The following is a 19,380-nucleotide window of genomic DNA, read 5'->3' as shown; positions in this document are numbered from 1 at the left end:
ATCAGGTGAAGCGGCGCCGCAGTGCGACGTTGATCGCCTCAATGGCCATGACCATGACGACGACCGCAATCGTGACGCTGGCGGCCTTATCATACTGGAAGGATCTCACGTAGGTCTGGATGTAGAAGCCGATCCCACCCGCGCCGACGATGCCGAGGATCAGCGACTCGCGCAGGTTCAGTTCGAACCGGAAAATCGTGTCGCGGGCAATGACTGGGGCCATCTGCGGCCAGATCGCATGCCTGAGCCGCACGAGCGGTCCGGCGCCGGCGCTTTCCAGTGCTGCGATCGGCGCGCGGGACACGCCGTCGATCGCCTCGGCATAGAACTTGGCGAGCATCCCCGTTGCATGAAAGGCGACCGCGATGATGCCGGGCAGCGGCCCGAGCCCGACAGCGCCCACCATAAGCATGGCCACGAGGATCAGCGGCACGGCCCGGATAAAGGCCAGCAGCGCGCGCACAGGGCCGAACACCATGCGCGAGACCATGGTCTCGGAGGCGAGGATGGCCAGAGGGATCGACAGGATCACAGCGCCGAGGGAACCGAGGATCGCTATTCTCAGCGTTTCCGCGCTGCCCTTCCTGATCTCGGCCATCACTGTCGGATCGGGCGGGAACATCCGCCCGAGAAAGTCAGCGATCCGCGGACCGGCCGAAACGAGACGCGACAACTCGACATCGGTCGTGGCGAAGGACCAGAGGATTGCGCCTGCGATCAGGGTGCTGGTCGCGAAGCCGCCGAACCTGCGGTGGCCCATCAGGACACCGCCCGGAGGCCGGAACCGGGCATCGGCTCTGCCTCCCGGTAGAGAGCCGCCGTCGCCTCGTCCTGCAACTCGGATGTCGGCACATCGAACACGATCCGCCCGTTCCGCATGCCGATGATGCGCTGCGCGAAACGCCGCGCCAGGTCGGGCTGGTGCGAGGAAAACAGCGCCGTTGCGCCGCGCGCTTGCGCCGCCCCGGTCAGCAGCGCCAAGACCTCCCCAGCGCGGGTGGGGTCGAGGTTGCTCACCGGCTCGTCGGCGAGGATCAGCCGTGGCTCCTGCGCGAGACACCGCGCAATGGCCACGCGCTGCCGCTGGCCGCCGCTGAGACTGTCGACCCGGCGTTCGGCGAGATCGGCAATGCCGCAATCAGTGAGGGCTGTGCGCGCAATGTCGAGATCATGTGGCCTTGGCGACCCCAGCAGGGCGCGCAGGGGCGCCATCCGGCCTAGGCGGCCGTTGAGCACGTTGCGCAGAACCGTGGAGCGTTCGACCAAGGCGAATTCCTGAAATACGAAACCGGTATCAGGTCGGCTTGCGCGCGGCGGCGGTTGGTCTGGATCGAGCGGCGCACCCAAGACTGAAACGCGCCCGCGCCAGCCGTGGAGCCTGCCATCGAGCAATGCCAGCAGCGTTGTTTTTCCTGCCCCGGACGGGCCGAGCAAAGCGACGCTTTCGCCGGTCGAAATCGTAAGCGAGACTCGCTCCAGCGCCGGAACACTCCCGCCCGGATGGGCAAAGTTCAGGTCGTCGATCCGGATGGCGGTGGTCATTCCAGGAGCCCATATCGCCGTGCCATGTCGCGCACGCCGTCATAGGCGGCAGGGTCGGCCCTGACATAGCCGTCCGGCCCGTAGAGATAGCGCAGCTTGTCGCGGTTCTCGGGCTCGTTGAGCCGCAGCATCGCGTTGGTGAAGCGGTCTTGCACCTCGGCATCCAACCCGGGTCGCGCGATCACGACATGGCTGGGGATTGGCGGGCTTTCCGCGATCCATGTCACCTGTGCTTGCTGCTGCGGCGTCAGGAGCAGGTCGGCATACTGGCTGGCACCCGCAGCGTCGACCAGACCTTCGGCCATCGCCTGCATGGCCTGCTGATAGCCGCCTGCGAAGAAGACGCGGCCGAAGAATGCCTCCGCCGCGCCTGGGCCGTCGATCAGCCGAGCCTCGACGAATTCGGCGAGCGGGTAGAGATAGCCCGATTCCGAGATCGGATCGGCGAATGCGATGTCGCGTCCGCGCAGGTCTGCAAGCGCGCCGATGCCACTGTCGCGACGCACGAAAATGCGTCCCGTATAACTCGGCGCGTCGCGGTAGACCTCGGAGAGAAGCGGCACCGCGCCGATCTCGGCCTCGGCCAGAACGAAGGGCAGGGCGCCCATGAAGGAGATGTCGGCGTCGCCGTTTCTCAGCGCCTCGACCGCCGCCGCATGGTCGATGGTGACGAACCCTTCGACGGGGACGCCGATCTCACTGGCCAGCCAGCCGCTGATGGCCTCTATGTCGCCCAGGAGCTTCTCGGGGTTCTCCTGCGGGATGAAAGCCAGCCGCAACGCAGTGTCCTGCGCGGCCAGCGGGGTTGCGAGCGATACTGCGCCCGCAGCGGCCAGCGCCAACATCGTTCTGCGGTTCATATGGATCGCCATCAGAATGCCCTCTCTTCGATTGCGTCGGCTTCGGACTTGAACGCGGTCCAGCTTGTTTCGGCAGCCACCCAGTCATCAGTACGAACGGCGTCACCAACCTCGGCCAGACGTTGGGCCAACGCGTAGACTTCAGGCCGCGCAGCCAGGTTCGACATTGTGCTGGCGTCCGCCGAAAGGTCCGCGGCCACGGTGTCGGTCAGCAGCAGGATATGTTTTGCATCCCGCTGCGGCAGCAGCGTATCAAGCGTCGAGGCGAAGGTCGTCAGTTCGGAGAATGCCAGCCGGAAGGCGGTGTTCTCGGCGTCGAATGCCTCATAGGGCTCGTCCGCTGCGCCCACGGTCTCCAGATAGGCCGTCAGGTCGGCCCGTTCCGCTCCGGTCAGGCCGAGCGACTTCGATTCGTCGAACCAGTCCACGACAGCGGCCAGGGTCGGCAGCGACCCGTCGTGGAAATAGGGCGCGGTGTAGACGGTGCCGAGCAGCGTGGGTGTATCCATCGCACCGGTGCGGGCGCCATCGTAGGCCAACGCAACCGAGCCGATATCATGGGCCTGCCGGTCCAGGAAGTTCGTGTCCGGGACGTGGCAGCTGGAGCAGGAACGGTCGCCGAGCGCCGCGAAGGGTGTATTGAAGATCGCTTCGCCGCGCTGCGCTGCCTCGGGAGCGGCTTCGGTCAGCTGACCATCCGGTGTCAGCATGGAGTTGGGCAGGAAGTCGAATTCGAGCATGTAGGCGAGCAGAGCATCCAGCATGAAGGGCGTCGGTTCATCGCCGCCGAACTCGTTGACGATGACGTTGCGGGTGAAATCGCGCAAGGAGGCGAAGCGGCCATCGCGGCCGTAGGGCCCGGTGAAGCGCAGGCCACGGAGGCTGGGGATGTCAATCGGATCATCACGCCGGTCATTGAAGATCGGGTTGAAGAAGGCGCCATCGACATCGATCGCGCCTGGTTGATGGCTCGCACCCGGAATGAAAAGCCTCTGGTTAACGTCCGATCGGTTGTGACAGGTCGAACAAGCGACCCCGAGACCCTGCGCCGGATTGCCAAAGATTTGCGCGCTGTCGAATAGCATGTCGCCATAGGCCACCAATGGCAGGTCGGTCTCGTCGATGCCCTGCTCCTCGAAATTGAGGACGAGGCGCGGCAGCGGATCCTGATCGAAGATGTCAAACCCCGGCGGCAGGCTAGGCGGCACCTCGATGGTGCGGCCACTCAGGACAACAGTTTCCGGCAGCGCGCTCAGCGTCCGGCGCGGCGCGAAATCGTCAACGAGGTAATTCTCGGCGAGATAGAGGGAGATGACTTCGCGCGCGGCTTCCATGGTTTTGCGACTCGCGGGTGTGGCACCAGCACCAAGAACACCGGCGGAACCTGTGCTGCTGTTGAGTTCCAGCCAGGCGAGGCCGATGCGTCTCGAAGCGTCGGGATCAGCAGCCGCGATACCGTCCGCGAACGAGCGATAGAGTTCTCGGGCTGTCCGCACGGCCTGCTGCGCACGTGCAGGGTCGTCGGCCATGACTGCTCGGTCCAGTTCCTCGTCGATCCGGCGCGCGATCAGCCGCGTCGCCTCGGCAAAGACCGCCTGGCGGTCTTCGCGAGTGATGGCGTCCAGAAGGGGGGCGGGTCCGATGTCGCTGTTGCCGTCCAGCCATGCCAATGCACCAACAGAGAATTCCGAACCCCGGTAGGGTTCGGCCCAGGCGGTCCCGACGTCATCCCAAGGCAGCGGTTCGAGATTTCCGAGGAAGAGAGTCAGCCGGTAGGCCGCCGCCTCGGGAAGCCATGGAGCCTCCTTGGCAGGCGTCGCAGCGACAGGTCCGGACAGGACGAGCGCACTTGCGAGTGCGACAATGAACGCTCCAAGGAATTTCTGAATCACCGCAGTCTCCGAATTCAAAAGTTAGACACGGCTAATTTATCTACCCTAAGCAAACAAGTTGTCAATCCTGCAGTTTCCCTGCAAAGTCCCAACTATGACAAAGCTGCAATCACAGGAACATGAACCGTTCGAAACTGTCGACAGGGCTCCCGAAGCACAGGCTGAGGGGTTCGCGACCGTGCGTCAGGCACATGAGAGCGAAATGGCGGAAGATTACGTTGAACTGATCGCCGAACTGATCGAGTCGCGCGGAGAGGCAAGGCCGGTGGAAATCGCCGAACGTTTTGGAGTGAAGCCGCCGACCGTGACCAAGAACATCTCGCGGCTCAAAGCTGCTGGCCTGGTGCGGCGGGAACCTTACCGCGCCATATTCCTCACGGATGCCGGTCGGGAGTTGGCCGAGGCCTGCCGCCGACGACACAGGATCGTCGTCGCGTTTCTCCTCAGCCTGGGAATCGACGAAGAGACTGCGGAACGCGATGCGGAAGGGATCGAGCATCACGTCAGCACGACCACGCTGGAGGCCTTCGAACACGCCCTCCTGCAATCTCAAAGCGGCAAGTAGCGCAGCATCAAGTTCTCGCGAAATTCAGAAAAGCAAGACTCAGGAGGCGGCGGCGTCAGCAGTCAAAGGCTGGTGGGTTGGCATTTGTTCTGATGGTCAACCTTAGTGCAGAAAATCGTTCGTGTCCTCTGAGCTTGGCCAGCCCGAGATAGTGTGCCCAAAATCTCTGACTGCGACGACGGTGCAGCGAGAATGTCGATCGCGGGAAAAGACGTGGATACAACCTTTGATTTGCTCCTCTGTTCAAAGCGCATAGACAATTGTCACCACCGTCGTCATGACGATGAAGAACATGACCAAGGCACCTATGGCGAGCGTCCGGCCCATGTCGCGGTTTGGCTCTGCTACTTTCAGACGCAATTCTTCGGCCGTTTCCGGAAACTCGAGCGCCGCGGAGTTTGACCCTCGCACCAACTCGTATCGTGAATTCCAGCGACGCACCTCGGCCGCGTTCCACCCGTTCATGACCAGAATGATCGCGGCGATCATCAGCATCGAGGACGGGACCCAGATCGTGTAGCCACCCATGGTTTCGTCGGACAGGGGATCGAGAAACCCGGTTCCCGCCGTTTGGTAGGAAGCATAGAGGCTCACCTCTTTGAGTGTCGTCAAGGAACCCAGAAAAATGTTTGAAACGATCACCGCGAAACCGGAGATCAGCCTTGCGCCGCGCCTCGCGCCCTCAGGGGGATCTCTCGGGTCGAAGAGCATGCCGAAATACCAGATCCCTGCCAGCACCATCGCAAAATGGGCGAACACCTCGATCGCCGCGATGCGCTGAGCAAGTCCGTAAAGCACTGGAATCTGCCAGATAAAGAGCGACGTGATGAGCGCGGCAGTGGCGGTTACCGGATGTGCCAAGAACCGAAATGCAAAAGATTTTCCAAGAGCGTCGAGGTATCGACGCCACCGTCTGTTCAAACCGGCTTGCAATAATCGCCACGGCTGAGAGACCGCGAAGAGTAGTGGTCCTGCAAGGCGGAGGAGAAGGTGCTCCACTTGGTGCACCGAAAAGAGGCTATGCCCCAACGAAGCCAGAGGCGCATTTGTGGCCGCGAGAATGCAGGTCAAGCCAGCGAGGAACAGGGCTTGCCGCCACATAGACACCGTCCCGCGAATGCGAGCGGATCGCACGAGGCCGCGCATGTAGACCCATGCGGCCAAGCTGACGGAAACAAGGGACACTGGCGAAATCGCATACCCAAACGGGTCGAAAAGGAGGAAGTAAGTGATCATCGGCTCCTGTCATTTTGTATTGTCGGCGTATCGACGGATACCGGTGAAAGTCGGGATGTTCCCACAGCGCCACCCCGGGCCAAGGACAGATCAGTGGACATCGTGAGATATTTGCCCTGCATCCACATGAGAAAAAGGTTTTCATAGAAACGTGAGAGCGGGTGGCCGGACTGACCGGCTGGCGCGATGAAATAGGATCCGGCTTCTTCCGAAAACGACATGACCGCCTGAAAATTGGTGCCCGCGCTGGCCGCGAAGGGGCGGTCATTGTCAGAAGATAACAGCGTTGCAATCAGTGTGTATGGATCGCCCGAAGATGGGGCTTCGAGAGACAGCAGATCGCTGATGATCCCACTCGATCGGATTGGCGCCCACCCCATATTCAAAGCGTGTGCTTCGCCCCAGACCCAATCTGACGGATCGGGTCCGTAGCGGTCGACAAGCCAGCCGATGGCATCATCCAGGGCCGCACGAACCTGATCCTGGCAGGTCTCGATGCGGGTGGACGGGCGGATGTCGCACCAGATTGCGCTCCCTCCGCGATCTGAAAGCACCGCAAATAGGATATCGGCATTTGGCCTGGCCCAGACCGTTGTCGCGGATGGAAATTCATCCTGAAGTATCCGTTTTTGCAACGCGCGCGCCCAGGCCCAGAACACGAGCGGTTCCGGTGAAAAGCGATCCATGTCGCCATTCCATTGGGCAAGTTGACCCAGAATATCGCCGCGAAACTCATCTGCGCGGTTCTCTTCGAGAGCGCCTGCGGAACCCACGAACCAGAGCTCTTTTGCCATTATAGGAAGAAGCGCCCGCGCGGCAGTGCTGACCGTGTCGCGCTGCGCCGCAATCGCGCCCTCGACCGAGAATATCGGTTGCCGCACATCAAGAGCTGCCAGACGGGCGTCTCGAAACGAGAAAGGCGTTTCGACCTCCCTGTCAGGCCAGCGAGCAAGGATTTCTCGGCCGATGGCAAGAATCTCCAATCCGGCTGGTGCCAGGTTCATGCTTGCGTCCATAGCATCGTTCACATCGGCGGACCGCGCCAGACGGTCAAGCATCATCAGAAAATTGCCGGCCTTGGCAGCGGTGGGACTCACTGGCTCTTTAAGGGCAGTCAGTGACAGAGATCGGAACGCCCAAGCGACGCGTTCGCTGCGACCGACGACAATGAAGGGCACACCCGGCATTGTAGCCCCAATCGCGGCTCCGGTCGGGAGTTGAATATCCGCCAGGTACCATTCAGAAGGCAGCGATAAGGGGCCACGTATATCGGCGGCGAGAATTGGTGCTCCCGAAGCTGTTCTGTCTCCAGGCAACGCCCAAGCATCGAGGCTGACCTTGGGCGAGGTCACAAACAGCTCGGGCAAAAGAGGTCGATCTGACAAGCCGGACAGGTCACTCTGGCGTCTCTCGGGTTGAAGATCGTTCAGAAACGCTTGGGCAAGTCTGAGACTATCGACGGGTCTCCAGGCAGCGATCATTCTCTCATCCGCGATCAACAGATCGGGTGAGCCTCTGCCGCGCCCGCCTTCGGATACCAGACCAAGCCACGCGTTGACACCAGCGGCATATGCGTCGAGCGCTTGGGCTGTCGAAGGCTCGACTTCGATCGTCTGGTCAAGTGGCAACAAGGCTTGCGCTGCCCGCCTTGCCCTCAATAACTGGCCAAGCCTGTCCTGAGCGTGAACGAAACCAAGCGCGAAATAGGCGTCCGCAGCGGAGTCTGCAGAAATGTGCGGTATGGCCGCAGCATCTCGCAGAATATCGACTGGACCTTCGATTCCCGCAACACTGAAATCCTCGTCATAGTCGGGGACGGAGGCGCGCAAAAGAAAGTAGACGACACCGGATACGGCCAGTCCTGATGCAAAAATCGCCAGGAGCAAGTACAGTAATATGTTGAACAGTCGTTTCAATTCGTTGCCGGTGCCAAAGCAATCTCAAGACGTGATGCGCAAGAGGATCACCGAGGCGAAAAAAGCGAGTAGGCCGAAAGCAATACCGAAGCCTGTCGCGTATTGAAGTATATCCAGGCGGTTCCCTTTCTGCCGTTGCGCCAGATAGCCACCCCAGAGCGCCCCTCCGACAAAGCCTGCGAGCACCAGCATCACGATTCCTCCGATTTTGATTTTTCTGAATTGAAACGTCGTCTGGCCGATCCGACGGTAAAGGCTAAGGCCCAGACCGCACAGATGAGCGCCAGCGATGTCCAATCACCGAAACGTGCGTAAGGTGTAGGCGCAAGCGCTGTCGGCAGGGTGGCATCTATGACTCCAGTTTGTCCGGTCTCGAGGCGCGCGATGATCTCTCCCTTGGCGTCGATGATCGCGGAAATCCCCGTGTTGGCCGCCCGGACCACAGGAAGCCCTTCTTCGACCGCGCGCATGCGCGCGGAGGCGAGGTGCTGCTCGGGGCCGATGCTGGTACCGAACCAGGCATCATTTGTTGCGTTGAAAATCCAGTCGGGGCGAAAAAGGTCATCGACCACCTGGCCCGGAAAAATGATCTCGTAACAGATCGCCACCGCGACCAGAGGCGCACCCGGGATCGCCAGCGTGCGTGGCCCTGGTCCTGGCGTGAAATCGCCCAAACCTTCGGTGAGCCGCTCGATCGGCAGCCAGCCTCTCAGGGGCACATATTCCCCGAACGGAACAAGATGATGTTTTGCATATCCCGTCAGAATTTCGCCGTTGCCGTCATAGGCTTGAACCGTGTTGAAATATCGGGTTTCCCCATCGCCCTCTACGCGGTCAGGCACTCCTGTCAAAAGGATCCTGCCGTCTGGCAGAACCGTGGATAACCGCCTGCGCGCCAAGGCGTCCTCGTCCAGAAAACCGGGAAAGGCCGTTTCCGGCCACAGCAGCAGGTCGAAGCGTCCAGGTTGCGCAGACAAGCTCAAGTATTTTTCCAGTGTTCGCTCGCGGCTGCCCGGTGCCCACTTCTCGACTTGCGGCACATTGCCCTGGACGATGCGCAAAGCGATGTCCGTCGGCGGCACATCCGTCCCTGAACGCAGCGCGCCGCCACCCCAGAGGCCCATCACCGCAGCGGCGAAGAGCACGAGAACAGGCACGCGTCTGTTTGGTGCCGCCACAATCAACACACCGGGCAACAGCCCGATAAAGACCGTGAGAAAGCTTAGCCCATAGCTTCCGACCCAGGCGGCCGGTTGGCGCAGGGCGGCATGTTCGACAAGAGCATAAGCGGCAAGGTTCCAGGGAAACCCCGTCAGGACATGACCGCGCAGCCATTCTGCGGCAACCCAGCAGGTTGCAAGCAGAAGACCTGCCGTAATGCCGCCGACAGCACGGCGCTGCATGATGGTGGCAAATAACATCGCCGCAATCGCTGGGAATATGGCCAGTCCGGCGGACAGTCCCGCGACTGCCGGGATCGCAAGGGCACCGAAACGTTCGGCATCGACGTAGAAGCTCTCGGCGATCCAGGAAACTCCAAACCCGAACTGGCCCATTCCGAAGACCCAGCCGATGAAGAAGGCGGGCGCTGTCGAAACCTGCCGGAGGACGAGAAAGAGTGCTGAGAAGGCGACCGGAACAACGATCAGCCATGAGAATGGTGGAAGGGTTAAAACCGTTAAACCGCCCGCTGCAAAGCTAATCCCTGATCGCAGGGGAATGTAACGGCCACGACCCGTCAGTGGTCGCAAGCCCGCCATCATGTGCCAGTTTTCAACTTGGCGCTCAACCAAGGGGCTATGAGCAGTAGGCCCACGCCACTGACCACGAAAACATCCGCCATGTTGAAGGCGGGCCAATGCGTGGATCCGACATAGAAATCGAGGAAGTCCGTCACACCCCGAAACCGGATGCGGTCGAGGACGTTGCCGAGCGCGCCACCGATAATCGCACCATAGGCGATAGCCTCGGCCCGGTTGTCAGTGCGCAATAACATGACAGTCAACCAGCCGCAGACCGCGAGGGCCAACACTGTAAGGCTCCACCATGGCGCTCCACCAAGTAATCCAAATGTCACGCCATCGTTGCGCAGGTAGATGAGATTGAAACCGGGAAAGACCGGAACTCCGGCGCTCAAATCTGCCGCATTGGCGACGACAATTGCTTTTGTCACCTGATCGACAAGAAAAGCAGTTCCAGCCGCAAAGAAACCTTGGAAATGGGACTGTTTCATCTCATCCTCCCAGCCATACATCGAGGAACAACATGATCACCAGGCCAACCGCGAGACCGAGTGTCGCCCTGTTTTGATGGCCAGAACGGTGGGTTTCGGGAATGATTTCGTGGCTGATGACGTAGAGCATCGCCCCGGCGGCGAAGGCGAGGCCCCATGGCAACAGCGGCTGCGAGATGCTGATGATCCCAGCCCCAAGAAGCCCGCCTACCGGCTCGACAAGACCTGTCAGGGCGGCAATGCCCCACGCACGGCGCCTGGAATATCCCTCACCAAGCAATGAGACCGCTACGGCGAGACCCTCGGGAGCGTTTTGCAGCCCAATGCCAATCGCAAGCGGCAAGCCACCAGAAAGACCGTCAGCCCCGAACCCGACACCAACGGCGAGTCCTTCGGGGAAATTGTGGATCGTGATCGCGATGATGAAGAGCCAGACGCGGCGCAGCGAAGCAGAGTCAGGGCCTTCCCGCCCCGACTTGAAATGCTCATGCGGCAGCCGTTCGTTCATCAGAGCGACCGCGCCCATGCCAAGCAAGATAGCAACACAAACGATGGCCGCCGGGAGAGCACCGTTGTCGAACTGTCCTTCGGCTGCATCGAGAGCCGGGATGATCAGCGAGAAAAACGATGCAGCGAGCATGACACCCGCTGCAAAGCCAAGTAGCAGATCGCGTGTAGCCCGGGATGGGATGCGCCCGAAAAGAACGGGGATCGCCCCGACCGCTGTCAGCGATCCGGCGGCCAGACTTCCTAGAAAGCCAAGGGTAATTGGGGAGAGGGGTTCCAAGCGTTGAGGTCTCGTCGATACGTCAGTCAGCGGCCGAATAACTGCTAAAGATCTCGGTCGATCCATCGCCGCGGATCAGGAAGACCTCATAAGCCTCTCGATCGTCTTCCGGTCCCATGCCCGGCGATCCATAGGGCATTCCGGGCACCGCCAACCCCACTGCATCTGGACGCTCATCCAACAAACGCTGAATGTCTGATGCCGGTACATGTCCTTCGATCACGTAGCCGTCGACCAAAGCCGTATGGCAGGAGACCATGCGCTGAGGCACGCCATTGTCGAGTTTGAAGCGCACAAGAGATCCCCCGAACATGTCCTCGCCTGTCGGCGCGAATCCGCTTTCCTCGAGGTGCTTCATCCAGGACAGACAACAGCCGCAGCCGTTTGTCTTCCGGACATCAATCTGGATCGCATCGGCGACCGCTTGCGCTGCGGGAAACAAGGCCAGCGTGACTGCAAGGGCGGGAGCCAGTCGTTTCATGGATTAAAGCCTTTCGGTTGTTGTTTGCACAAATTCGCTGGTGAGCCTCTCGGCCAGTAGCGAGCGTGCCTCAGCCAATCGCTCAAGTGCAGCCGTGTCATCCGCATCCCGCTCGGCCGCCTCTGCCAGTCTGTCGTCTGAGAGAGGATCGGTCGGGCGACCATCGACTAGAACCTCATAATGGAGATTTGGGCCGGTCGCGGTGCCGGTCGCACCGACGCGACCGATCATGTCTCCGGCCAAAACGCGCTGCCCTTGTTCGAGTGTGTCCGGCACCTCGCTGAGATGTGCGTATCGTGTCAGGGTGTCGGATCCATGCGCTATCTCCACCACCCGGCCATATCCACCACGACGTCCGATGAAGCTCACGCGTCCGGGTGCTGTCGCTTTCACCGGCGTACCGCGGGCCGCAGCAAAGTCGACCCCGGTGTGCATGCGCACATTCCCATAGACCGGGTGTGTGCGACGGCCAAAGACGGAACTCAGCCGCGCTCCTTCCACCGGTTGGGCAAAAACACGCAGGACCTCTCCATCGACATAGATCGTTGCTTCACCGCTGCCGTCATCCGGCCAGACGATCTCGTAGACCGTTTCACCAAGGTCCAGTGTGGCAAAGGCAAGTTCGGGCTGACCGATCCTCTCGTTTCCGTCGCGGGCTTCGCGCCAAAGAATACGCATCGTCTCGCCACCGGAAAGTTCGCGTCGAAAATCTACTGTGCCGCCCAGCATCTGCGCCATGTCGACCGCAAAACGAGCAGGGATGCCTGCTTTGTCCAACGCCGCGAAGACAGAGCTTTCGATCACTGCCTCGCCCGCGAACGTCACCATTTCAGGGTCTGGCTCCAACACGCGTGTGACAAGTTCTTGACCAAAGACCGTTTCGATCCGCACCCCATCGTCAACTGCCAGTTCCACGCGGCTCGGATTTCCGTCCACCTTTGAGATCACAGTGATCTCATGGCCCGGGCGCAATCGGCGCAGGTCATATTCTGCACCAAGCGCGAGCGCGATTTCGGCACGCGCAGGCGCAGCGATACCCGCGTTCGCCAGGACCGCATCCAGCGTCTCGCCCGACGCGATCTCACGCGACCAAGTGATCAAAGGCGGTTCAATCTCGGGCAAGGCGGTTTCTGCGAAGACAGATTGCAAGAGCGGCAGAGGTCGCATTGGGCTAGCATTGTCGGCGTGAAATGCAGCGGGCGGTGTCACATCGTAGTCGGCGATCTGAGGCATCGAGAGCGGATCGGGAGTCCAGAGGGTCGCTTCAGCAATCGCAGGAGGCACTGGCTCTTTAGAAAGAACGCCAGAAATGGCGATGGCGGTCAGCGAAAAAGCGCCTGCGACCACAGCGCTCGCCAAAACAATTCTAATCTTCATGTTGCCCCCTCTACGTCTTCTGTCAGTGCACGCCGGATCTTCGGCACTGCGAATTCTCTTGGCTCGTGATAGTCAATCATGGTGACGAGTTCACCCTTGGCATCGAACAGGAATACGCTTGCCGTATGGTTCATTGTATAGTCGCCGCCTTCGGTCGGGACGCGCTCATACGAGGCACGAAATCCTTCTGCAGCGCGGGCAACCTGGTTTGCCGGCCCAGTCCAGCCGCGAATAGCCGGATGAAAATAGCCGACATATTCGGCCATGGCCTCGACCGTGTCCCGCTCCGGATCGACTGTGATGAAGACCACGTTCATCCGCGCGGCGTCGTCCCCGAGATCTTCAAGCCAACCTGAGATATCCGATAACGTCGTGGGGCAGACATCCGGGCAGTAGGTGAACCCGAAAAACACCATGGTCGGGCGTCCGATCAGGGTTTCCGGGCCCACTTCATTGCCTTCGTGATCGGTCAGTCGGAAATCCATCGCCGACAGGGGGAGAGGCCTTTGGCCGGCCGGTTTTGGTGCACCGGGACCATCCACCCGCCACCAACCGACGCCGAGCATCAGAGCGACAGCGCCTACACCGGCTGCACCGTATTGGACCACATGTCGACGCTGCATCAGCTCTCCGGCCCGCGCGCGGCGATCCCCAGAATTGGGACCTCAACAGTCACTTCACCACCGTCCGAGAACGTCAGTGTCAGTGGGAAGGTCTCGCCTTCGATCATCGGGTTTTGCAGCTTCATGAGCATGGCGTGCAGCCCTCCCGGTTCCAATGCTACGCTTTGGCCCGGTTCAATCGTGATTTCGTCAGCAGGCGCCATAGAACTGACGCCGTCGGCGTTGGTTTTCGTCTCATGGATCTGGGGCATCACGGCCAGTGGTGTTGTAAGCCCGGTCAGCGTGACCGTGTCTTCACCGGTGTTGCGCACAGTCATATAGGCCGCACCAGGGCGGTTGACCCCGATTGAAGCACGGGACCACGCGTTTTCGACGACCACATCCTCCGAACCGGCAAATGCCGGAGTCGACATGCCCGAGAGTAGCAAGACAAGGGGCAAACCATTGATGTAAGATCGTTTTGTCATGAAGAATTCTCCTGTATCTGGCCGAGCATCAACTTTGGCTGGCCGCAACTTCCGCAGCCACCAGTCGCCGCAGTTCGGCCTCACCGAACGGGTCTAATGGCTTGGCGTTGACGAAGAACGTGGGCGTTTGTCGCACGCCTACCGCTTCGACATCAGCGCGGTCCTGATTGAGCACCGCCACGACACCGGGGGCCAGCATCTGTGTCCGAGCAGCTTCGACATCCAGACCACCGCTTGCGGCAATCTCAAGGATCAAACCCGGTGCCGGAGTGCCATGGGACGCCCATCGCGGCTGCTCGCGCAGGACCGCTTCCAGCACGGGTTCGAACACATCCTGCATCCGCGCAGCTTCGAGAACACGGATCGCTTCCACCGAAGCGTCCCCGTGAAACGCGGTGTATCGAATTACGACACGGATCGCATCACCGTGCTCAGCCATGATCTCTTTGACCACGGGATAGAATGCGCGGCATGCCTCGCAAGCTGGATCGAAAAACTCGACAATCGTGACAGGTGCCGTTTCGGGGCCGAGGATCGGGGAATAGGGCCGGATCAGCACATCGTTCACTTCGGGCGCGACAGGGACTGCCTCTGCCATGGGTTGGGGGCGGGTGGCATACCAGGCCGCGCCGCCAAAACCTGCGGCGCCAACAGCCAGAACGGATAGAACGAGGCCGCGTCGATTCATGTTTGTTTTTCCTTCAGTGAAAGGGCCGACAGCATCCCGATCATCGTGAAGGCGACAAGCGCCAACAGCGGAATCGGAATGCCGAAGACCACCTGGTTGTCGTCGGTACAAGAGGGGCCGGTCGCCGTGCAGGGCTGGATCGCCTCGGGGATCAGCCCGACATAGAGGCCGATGTGATACAACGCCACTGCCGCCCCCCCAAGCGCTAGCGCAACGCCATAGCGCCCCACGCGGGGATCCTGCCACCACAGCCCGAGCCCAAGAACGATAGCCAGGGGGAACATGAAGGCGCGCTGGAACCAGCAAAGGACGCAAGGCGTTTGACCAAGCACCTCGCCAATAAAGAGCACGGCAAGCGATGCGATAAGCGCAATGATCCAAGCAAGAACAAGGGCCGCTTCTCCGGAAAGGCGGGTCATGGCAATCAGATCCTCTTTCTCAGATCCGCAAGGATCTCTTCGGCGGGTGTGCCGTAGGGCCAGGAATTGGCGAAGCCCGCCCGCGGATCAAAAAGAAACAGGTGCGATGTGTGCCCCATTGTGTATCCACCCGGCGCGGTGGCCTCCTCGATCCTCTCAAAGAAAATTGGGAAGGTCTCGGATGTTGCGGCGATCTGCTCCGGCGTGCCGGTCAGCCCGATGATCCCAGCGTCGAACAGGGGCACATACCCGGCAAGTGCTGTCGGCGTATCCCGCTCCGGATCAATCGTTATAAAGATCGGCTGGACCTTTGCCGCCTCGTCGCCCAAGCCCTCCATCACGGCCGCGACTTCGGACAGTGTTGTTGGACAGACGTCGGGGCAATTGGTGAAACCAAAGAAGACCAGCATCCAGCGCCCTGCGAAATCTTCGTCTGTTTGGACCATGCCGCGATGATCCGTGAGTTCGAACTGCGCAAAGAAAGGTGGTTCGGTCTCGGCTTGGGCAAGGTCGGCGCGGTAGTCCGCCCACATTAGCAGCCAGATGAAAACGAACGCCGCCGCGCCCGCCAAAACCCATAGTACTTTCTGAAGATTTGAAAGCTTCACGCGCTCCGCCCGAATTTGATTCTATATTTTCAGCGCGTTTACACCCTCTAGCTACTGTAGGTTCAAGACTTATTATGGATGGAAGAGCGATGTTCACTGACCTGTGAGATGCCAAGCGGAACTTGTGCAAAAAAACGCTTAAAGCTACACGGGCTGTAGATAGTCTGGAGAGATGATATGCTGACAATCGGCACTTTGGCAAAAAAGACCGGGACGAAGGTGCAGACGATCCGCTATTACGAGCAGATCGGACTCTTGCCCGAGCCCGGGCGATCGGCTGGCGGTCAGCGGCGCTATGGAGATAGTGAGCTTGACCGTTTGTCTTTCGTCCGGCATGCGCGGCAACTCGGGTTCTCGCTGGACGCGATCCGTGAGCTTCTCGATCTGAGCGATCATCCGGACAAGTCTTGCGCGGAGGCCGATGCCATCGCTCGCAGGCAACTTAAGCAGGTTGAGCAACGTATGGCCCGACTTGAAGCCCTTCGGACAGAATTGCAGAGGATGGTGCATGAATGCAGCGGCGGGCACACGGCCGATTGCCGTGTGCTGGAGGTGTTGCGCGACCATTCCGAGTGCCTGACGGACCACGACGAGATCGGCGCCTGAGATGACCGCAGTGCTCGTCTATCCGCTCGCGGCCTTGGCTGAGATCGCCGGATGCTTTGCCATCTGGGCATGGTGGCGTCTTGGCGCGTCCCCTCTTTGGCTTGTCCCCGGTGTAGCGGCGCTGGTGGCGTTCGGCTGGCTTCTGGCTCAGGTCGACACTGTGGCTGCGGGACGCGCCTTTGCGGCCTATGGTGGGATCTATATTGCCGCGTCCATTCTCTGGATGTGGCTCGCCGAAGGGCACCGGCCGGACAGGTGGGATCTGCTCGGCACCGCTGTATGCTTGTTGGGTGCCGCTATCATCCTCGCGGCACCCCGCGGAGCGTAAAAAACGGCATTGCTCCTACAGTAGCTTTAGCTTTTACAACGGTGCGCGTTTCACAGGCTAAAGCAAGGCAGGAATTGAATGTTCGAAATCTCAGGTGTTGGAATCGTCGCGGCTTTTCTGGGTGGCGCTATATCCTTTCTGTCGCCTTGCGTCTTGCCTCTTGCACCTGGCTACGTCTCTTACATCGCGGGACAGCCCGCCGCGAAATCCGGGGCGGCGCGCAGCATTGCCGAACGGGCGCGCAGCGTGGTCCTGAGTTTGTGGTTCGTGCTCGGGTTTTCGACAGTCTTCGTGGCGCTCGGGGCCGGGGCAAGTCTTTTGGGCGGGATGCTCTTGCGCTGGAAATACGAACTCGGGCTTGCGGGTGGCTTCTTGATCGTCTTGTTCGGACTTGTCATGATGGGCGCGATCAAGATCCCCGCAATGATGCGTGACACGAGGCCCGACGTAAAAGTTGACGGCGGCAGCGCCGTTGGAGCCTACCTTTTGGGTCTTGCCTTTGCCTTTGGCTGGACGCCCTGCATAGGCCCTGTGCTTGGGTCGATCCTGGCAGTAAGCGCGACATCTGGAGCGGACGGGATGGCCTTGCTGGCAATCTACTCCGCAGGGCTTGGACTGCCGTTTCTAATCATAGCGCTCTTCACCAACGAGATTGCAGGCAGGCTAAAGCGGATCGGTGCGGCTGGTCGATGGCTCTATCGTATATCGGGCGGACTGATGGTGCTGATGGGTATCGGCGTGATGACAGGTCAGATCAGCCGCCTTGCCTTCTGGCTGCTCGAAACCTTCCCGGCCCTTGGCACTATCGGATAGAGCTGTGATCGAAAGTAACATTTGAGAAAAGGCTTGTCTCTCTAGTCACTGTAGAGATTAAGACTCCTCGTGAACGATTCGAGGAGAGACCCTGTGGCACCCACCGATTCCTATTTAACCGCAACAAGACTGCTGGATTTTGACTCGCCCTCAATCTCGAACCTGGTACGAGATCGTGGCTGGCATGACCTTGCCCGTGTCGACCGGATTGGCGCGGTTTATGACTTTGTCCGGAACGTGATTGCGTTCGGCTACAACCGCGTCGACGACATTCCCGCCTCTGCGGTGCTGACCGACGGCTACGGGCAGTGCAACACGAAAGGGACGCTTCTCATGGCACTGCTGCGCAGCGTAGGCATCCGCTGCCGACTGCACGGCTTCACCATCCACAAGGCCCTGCAGCGTGGCGTGGTGCCCGAATTGGTCTACCCCCTCGCACCGTCCGAAATTCTGCACTCGTGGGTCGAAGTCGAAACAGAAGAGGGCTGGATCAATCTCGAAGGCTTCATTCTGGACGCCCCCTTCCTGCAGTCGCTTCAGAAGGAATTCAGCGAAACAGAAAGCCTTTGCGGCTACGGCGCTGGAACGGATTGCCTGAGTGCGCCACCAGTCAGTTGGAACGGCGGCAGCACTTATATTCAGAAAACCGGTATCGTTCGTGATTTTGGAACCTTTGATGCGCCCGATGACTTTTATTTGAAATATAGTCAGAACTTCGGATTTGCGCGTGACTTTCTCTATCGCCACGTCATCCGTCACTGGATGAATGCCCGGGTTCGCCGCATCCGTCGTGGAATGTTGCCAAAGGTCCCTGGTCTCAGTCGACCGAACCACAGCCATGAGGAGAACAACCGTGCCGCATGATCATGGCCATACCCACATTGATCCTGAATCAGGTGATCGTAGGGTCTCCATCGCAATCTGGGCCAACGGGCTTCTGACCGTCGCGCAGATCGTTGGCGGCATCCTTTCCGGCAGCCTGGCGCTGATCGCAGATGCCCTACACAATTTTTCGGACATGGCGTCACTGGTGATCGCGTTCGTTGCGCGCAAAATCGCCAGACGACCCGCCGATGAACGCATGACATTCGGCTATGGTCGGATTGAAATCGTCGCGGCACTCATCAACTACACGACCCTGATCCTGATCGGTTTCTACCTGATCTATGAGGGTGGCATGCGGATGATCGACCCGCCCGAGGTCGCTGGTTGGACGGTGGTGATCCTGGGCGGTGTGGCACTCGTCGTCGACACGTTGACGGCGCTGCTCACCTATTCGATGCAGAAAGGCAGTGTGAACATCCGTGCGCTTTTCCTGCACAACCTGTCGGACGCTTTGGCCTCTGTGGCAGTCATCATTGGAGGGTCCCTGATCATCCTCTACGACATGCGATGGGTCGATCCCGCAATCACCATCGGCATTGCCCTTTACATCCTCTATCTGGCTTTCACTGAGATTGGCGGTCCGATCAGAACCCTGATGCTCGGCAGCCCACCCGACATCGACAATGCAGCCGTCGTTGAGGCGCTGCGGAGCGTCGATGGTGTAGCGGACGTTCACCACGTGCATCTGTGGCAGATGGAGGAGCACAAGGCGGCGCTGGACTGCCACGTGGTGCTGACAGCGGGCGGCTGGGGTAAAATCGAAAAGATCAAGGCAGCGATCAAGGACCGGCTGAAGGAGGACTTCAACATCGCCCATTCCAGCCTGGAGTTCGAACACGAAGACCGCGCACACGAAAACGCCGACCTCTACGGTCACGGCAAGCCTGAAGAGGAGGAGAACCGTTTTCACTGAGCTTGTGAGAGGTCATGAAGGTGTGATCGACGTCGATTGCGAGTGCAAGCTAAGCGACAGCGACCTGAAACGGGTGCACGGCCTGCTTCAAGCCAGCCTGGCCTGGTCCTCGAACTCACGAGGTTCGAAGCCTTCAAGGTT

23 protein-coding genes are annotated in these 19,380 nt (G+C 60.1%); 6 read left to right on the top strand and 17 right to left on the bottom strand.

Annotated features, from left to right (window positions below):
* Position 1: 1 nt before the first annotated feature.
* The 4 genes from phnE to P73_RS23205 are packed head-to-tail and all read right to left on the bottom strand — an operon-like array spanning position 2 to position 4,294.
* Positions 2 to 760, bottom strand: coding sequence for a phosphonate ABC transporter, permease protein PhnE (gene phnE, locus P73_RS23220; protein ID WP_009820129.1), 759 nt, complete (start codon positions 758 to 760; stop codon positions 2 to 4).
* Positions 760 to 1,542 carry a phosphonate ABC transporter ATP-binding protein gene (locus tag P73_RS23215; protein WP_052453653.1) on the bottom strand — a complete coding sequence of 261 codons (783 nt, stop codon included), beginning with the start codon at positions 1,540 to 1,542 and terminating at the stop codon, positions 760 to 762. Before P73_RS23215 ends, phnE begins: the two co-directional genes overlap by 1 nt.
* A complete protein-coding gene (locus P73_RS23210) occupies positions 1,539 to 2,414 on the bottom strand; it encodes a phosphate/phosphite/phosphonate ABC transporter substrate-binding protein (RefSeq protein WP_043872281.1) in 876 nt (291 codons plus the stop codon). Before P73_RS23210 ends, P73_RS23215 begins: the two co-directional genes overlap by 4 nt.
* Positions 2,414 to 4,294: a cytochrome c peroxidase gene (locus P73_RS23205; RefSeq protein ID WP_052453654.1), complete on the bottom strand. Its 1,881-nt coding sequence runs from the start codon at positions 4,292 to 4,294 to the stop codon at positions 2,414 to 2,416. Before P73_RS23205 ends, P73_RS23210 begins: the two co-directional genes overlap by 1 nt.
* A gap of 94 nt (positions 4,295 to 4,388) precedes the next feature.
* On the opposite strand from P73_RS23205, the gene mntR reads away from it, so the two are divergent.
* Positions 4,389 to 4,859: a manganese-binding transcriptional regulator MntR gene (gene mntR / locus P73_RS23200; protein ID WP_009820125.1), complete on the top strand. Its 471-nt coding sequence runs from the start codon at positions 4,389 to 4,391 to the stop codon at positions 4,857 to 4,859.
* 243 nt (positions 4,860 to 5,102) lie between these two features.
* On the opposite strand, the gene P73_RS23195 is transcribed toward mntR, so the two are convergent.
* The 13 genes from P73_RS23195 to P73_RS23135 are packed head-to-tail and all read right to left on the bottom strand — an operon-like array spanning position 5,103 to position 15,658.
* Positions 5,103 to 6,095 (bottom strand): cytochrome c oxidase assembly protein, encoded by a 993-nt coding sequence (locus tag P73_RS23195; protein ID WP_040652273.1) that lies wholly within the window; start codon positions 6,093 to 6,095, stop codon positions 5,103 to 5,105.
* Positions 6,092 to 8,011 (bottom strand): penicillin acylase family protein, encoded by a 1,920-nt coding sequence (locus tag P73_RS23190; protein WP_043872280.1) that lies wholly within the window; start codon positions 8,009 to 8,011, stop codon positions 6,092 to 6,094. Before P73_RS23190 ends, P73_RS23195 begins: the two co-directional genes overlap by 4 nt.
* Positions 8,012 to 8,035: 24 nt before the next feature.
* Positions 8,036 to 8,203: a hypothetical protein gene (locus P73_RS26220; RefSeq protein WP_043872279.1), complete on the bottom strand. Its 168-nt coding sequence runs from the start codon at positions 8,201 to 8,203 to the stop codon at positions 8,036 to 8,038.
* Entirely contained in the window at positions 8,203 to 9,774 is a 1,572-nt protein-coding gene (gene lnt, locus P73_RS23180) for an apolipoprotein N-acyltransferase (protein ID WP_052453652.1), read from the bottom strand. The genes P73_RS26220 and lnt overlap by 1 nt, the downstream gene beginning before the upstream one ends.
* Positions 9,771 to 10,265: a signal peptidase II gene (gene lspA / locus P73_RS23175; RefSeq protein ID WP_009820121.1), complete on the bottom strand. Its 495-nt coding sequence runs from the start codon at positions 10,263 to 10,265 to the stop codon at positions 9,771 to 9,773. The genes lnt and lspA overlap by 4 nt, the downstream gene beginning before the upstream one ends.
* Positions 10,246 to 11,031, bottom strand: a complete 786-nt coding sequence (locus P73_RS23170; RefSeq protein ID WP_040652270.1) for a ZIP family metal transporter — start codon at positions 11,029 to 11,031, stop codon at positions 10,246 to 10,248. Before P73_RS23170 ends, lspA begins: the two co-directional genes overlap by 20 nt.
* Positions 11,032 to 11,053: 22 nt before the next feature.
* Positions 11,054 to 11,512 carry a DUF411 domain-containing protein gene (locus tag P73_RS23165; RefSeq protein ID WP_009820119.1) on the bottom strand — a complete coding sequence of 153 codons (459 nt, stop codon included), beginning with the start codon at positions 11,510 to 11,512 and terminating at the stop codon, positions 11,054 to 11,056.
* Between the two features lie 3 nt (positions 11,513 to 11,515).
* Positions 11,516 to 12,889: a M23 family metallopeptidase gene (locus P73_RS23160; RefSeq protein ID WP_043872277.1), complete on the bottom strand. Its 1,374-nt coding sequence runs from the start codon at positions 12,887 to 12,889 to the stop codon at positions 11,516 to 11,518.
* Complete coding sequence (locus P73_RS23155) at positions 12,886 to 13,512, bottom strand: SCO family protein (RefSeq protein ID WP_043872276.1); 627 nt, start codon at positions 13,510 to 13,512, stop codon at positions 12,886 to 12,888. The genes P73_RS23160 and P73_RS23155 overlap by 4 nt, the downstream gene beginning before the upstream one ends.
* Positions 13,512 to 13,979: a copper chaperone PCu(A)C gene (locus P73_RS23150; RefSeq protein WP_040652268.1), complete on the bottom strand. Its 468-nt coding sequence runs from the start codon at positions 13,977 to 13,979 to the stop codon at positions 13,512 to 13,514. The genes P73_RS23155 and P73_RS23150 overlap by 1 nt, the downstream gene beginning before the upstream one ends.
* A gap of 28 nt (positions 13,980 to 14,007) precedes the next feature.
* Positions 14,008 to 14,667 (bottom strand): DsbA family protein, encoded by a 660-nt coding sequence (locus tag P73_RS23145; protein ID WP_009820115.1) that lies wholly within the window; start codon positions 14,665 to 14,667, stop codon positions 14,008 to 14,010.
* The gene (locus tag P73_RS23140) at positions 14,664 to 15,086 is read right to left on the bottom strand and encodes a disulfide bond formation protein B (protein ID WP_009820114.1); all 423 of its coding nucleotides are present in this window, start codon (positions 15,084 to 15,086) and stop codon (positions 14,664 to 14,666) included. Before P73_RS23140 ends, P73_RS23145 begins: the two co-directional genes overlap by 4 nt.
* Positions 15,087 to 15,091: 5 nt before the next feature.
* Complete coding sequence (locus P73_RS23135) at positions 15,092 to 15,658, bottom strand: SCO family protein (RefSeq protein WP_043872275.1); 567 nt, start codon at positions 15,656 to 15,658, stop codon at positions 15,092 to 15,094.
* A 213-nt stretch (positions 15,659 to 15,871) separates the two neighbouring features.
* Between P73_RS23135 and P73_RS23130 the strand changes: the two genes are divergently transcribed.
* The 5 genes from P73_RS23130 (at position 15,872) to P73_RS23110 (ending at position 19,239) form a co-directional block, all read left to right on the top strand.
* Positions 15,872 to 16,300 carry a MerR family transcriptional regulator gene (locus P73_RS23130; protein ID WP_037239845.1) on the top strand — a complete coding sequence of 143 codons (429 nt, stop codon included), beginning with the start codon at positions 15,872 to 15,874 and terminating at the stop codon, positions 16,298 to 16,300.
* A 1-nt stretch (position 16,301) separates the two neighbouring features.
* A complete protein-coding gene (locus tag P73_RS23125) occupies positions 16,302 to 16,628 on the top strand; it encodes a YnfA family protein (RefSeq protein ID WP_043872274.1) in 327 nt (108 codons plus the stop codon).
* 78 nt (positions 16,629 to 16,706) lie between these two features.
* Positions 16,707 to 17,441 (top strand): cytochrome c biogenesis CcdA family protein, encoded by a 735-nt coding sequence (locus P73_RS23120; RefSeq protein WP_008282973.1) that lies wholly within the window; start codon positions 16,707 to 16,709, stop codon positions 17,439 to 17,441.
* A 93-nt stretch (positions 17,442 to 17,534) separates the two neighbouring features.
* Positions 17,535 to 18,305 (top strand): transglutaminase-like domain-containing protein, encoded by a 771-nt coding sequence (locus tag P73_RS23115; RefSeq protein WP_008282972.1) that lies wholly within the window; start codon positions 17,535 to 17,537, stop codon positions 18,303 to 18,305.
* Positions 18,295 to 19,239, top strand: coding sequence for a cation diffusion facilitator family transporter (locus P73_RS23110; protein ID WP_008282971.1), 945 nt, complete (start codon positions 18,295 to 18,297; stop codon positions 19,237 to 19,239). Before P73_RS23115 ends, P73_RS23110 begins: the two co-directional genes overlap by 11 nt.
* Positions 19,240 to 19,380: the final 141 nt, after the last annotated feature.

It is taken from the genome of Celeribacter indicus, assembly GCF_000819565.1.
GTDB lineage: Bacteria > Pseudomonadota > Alphaproteobacteria > Rhodobacterales > Rhodobacteraceae > Celeribacter > Celeribacter indicus.
This window is presented reverse-complemented; position numbering and strand designations above follow the sequence as displayed.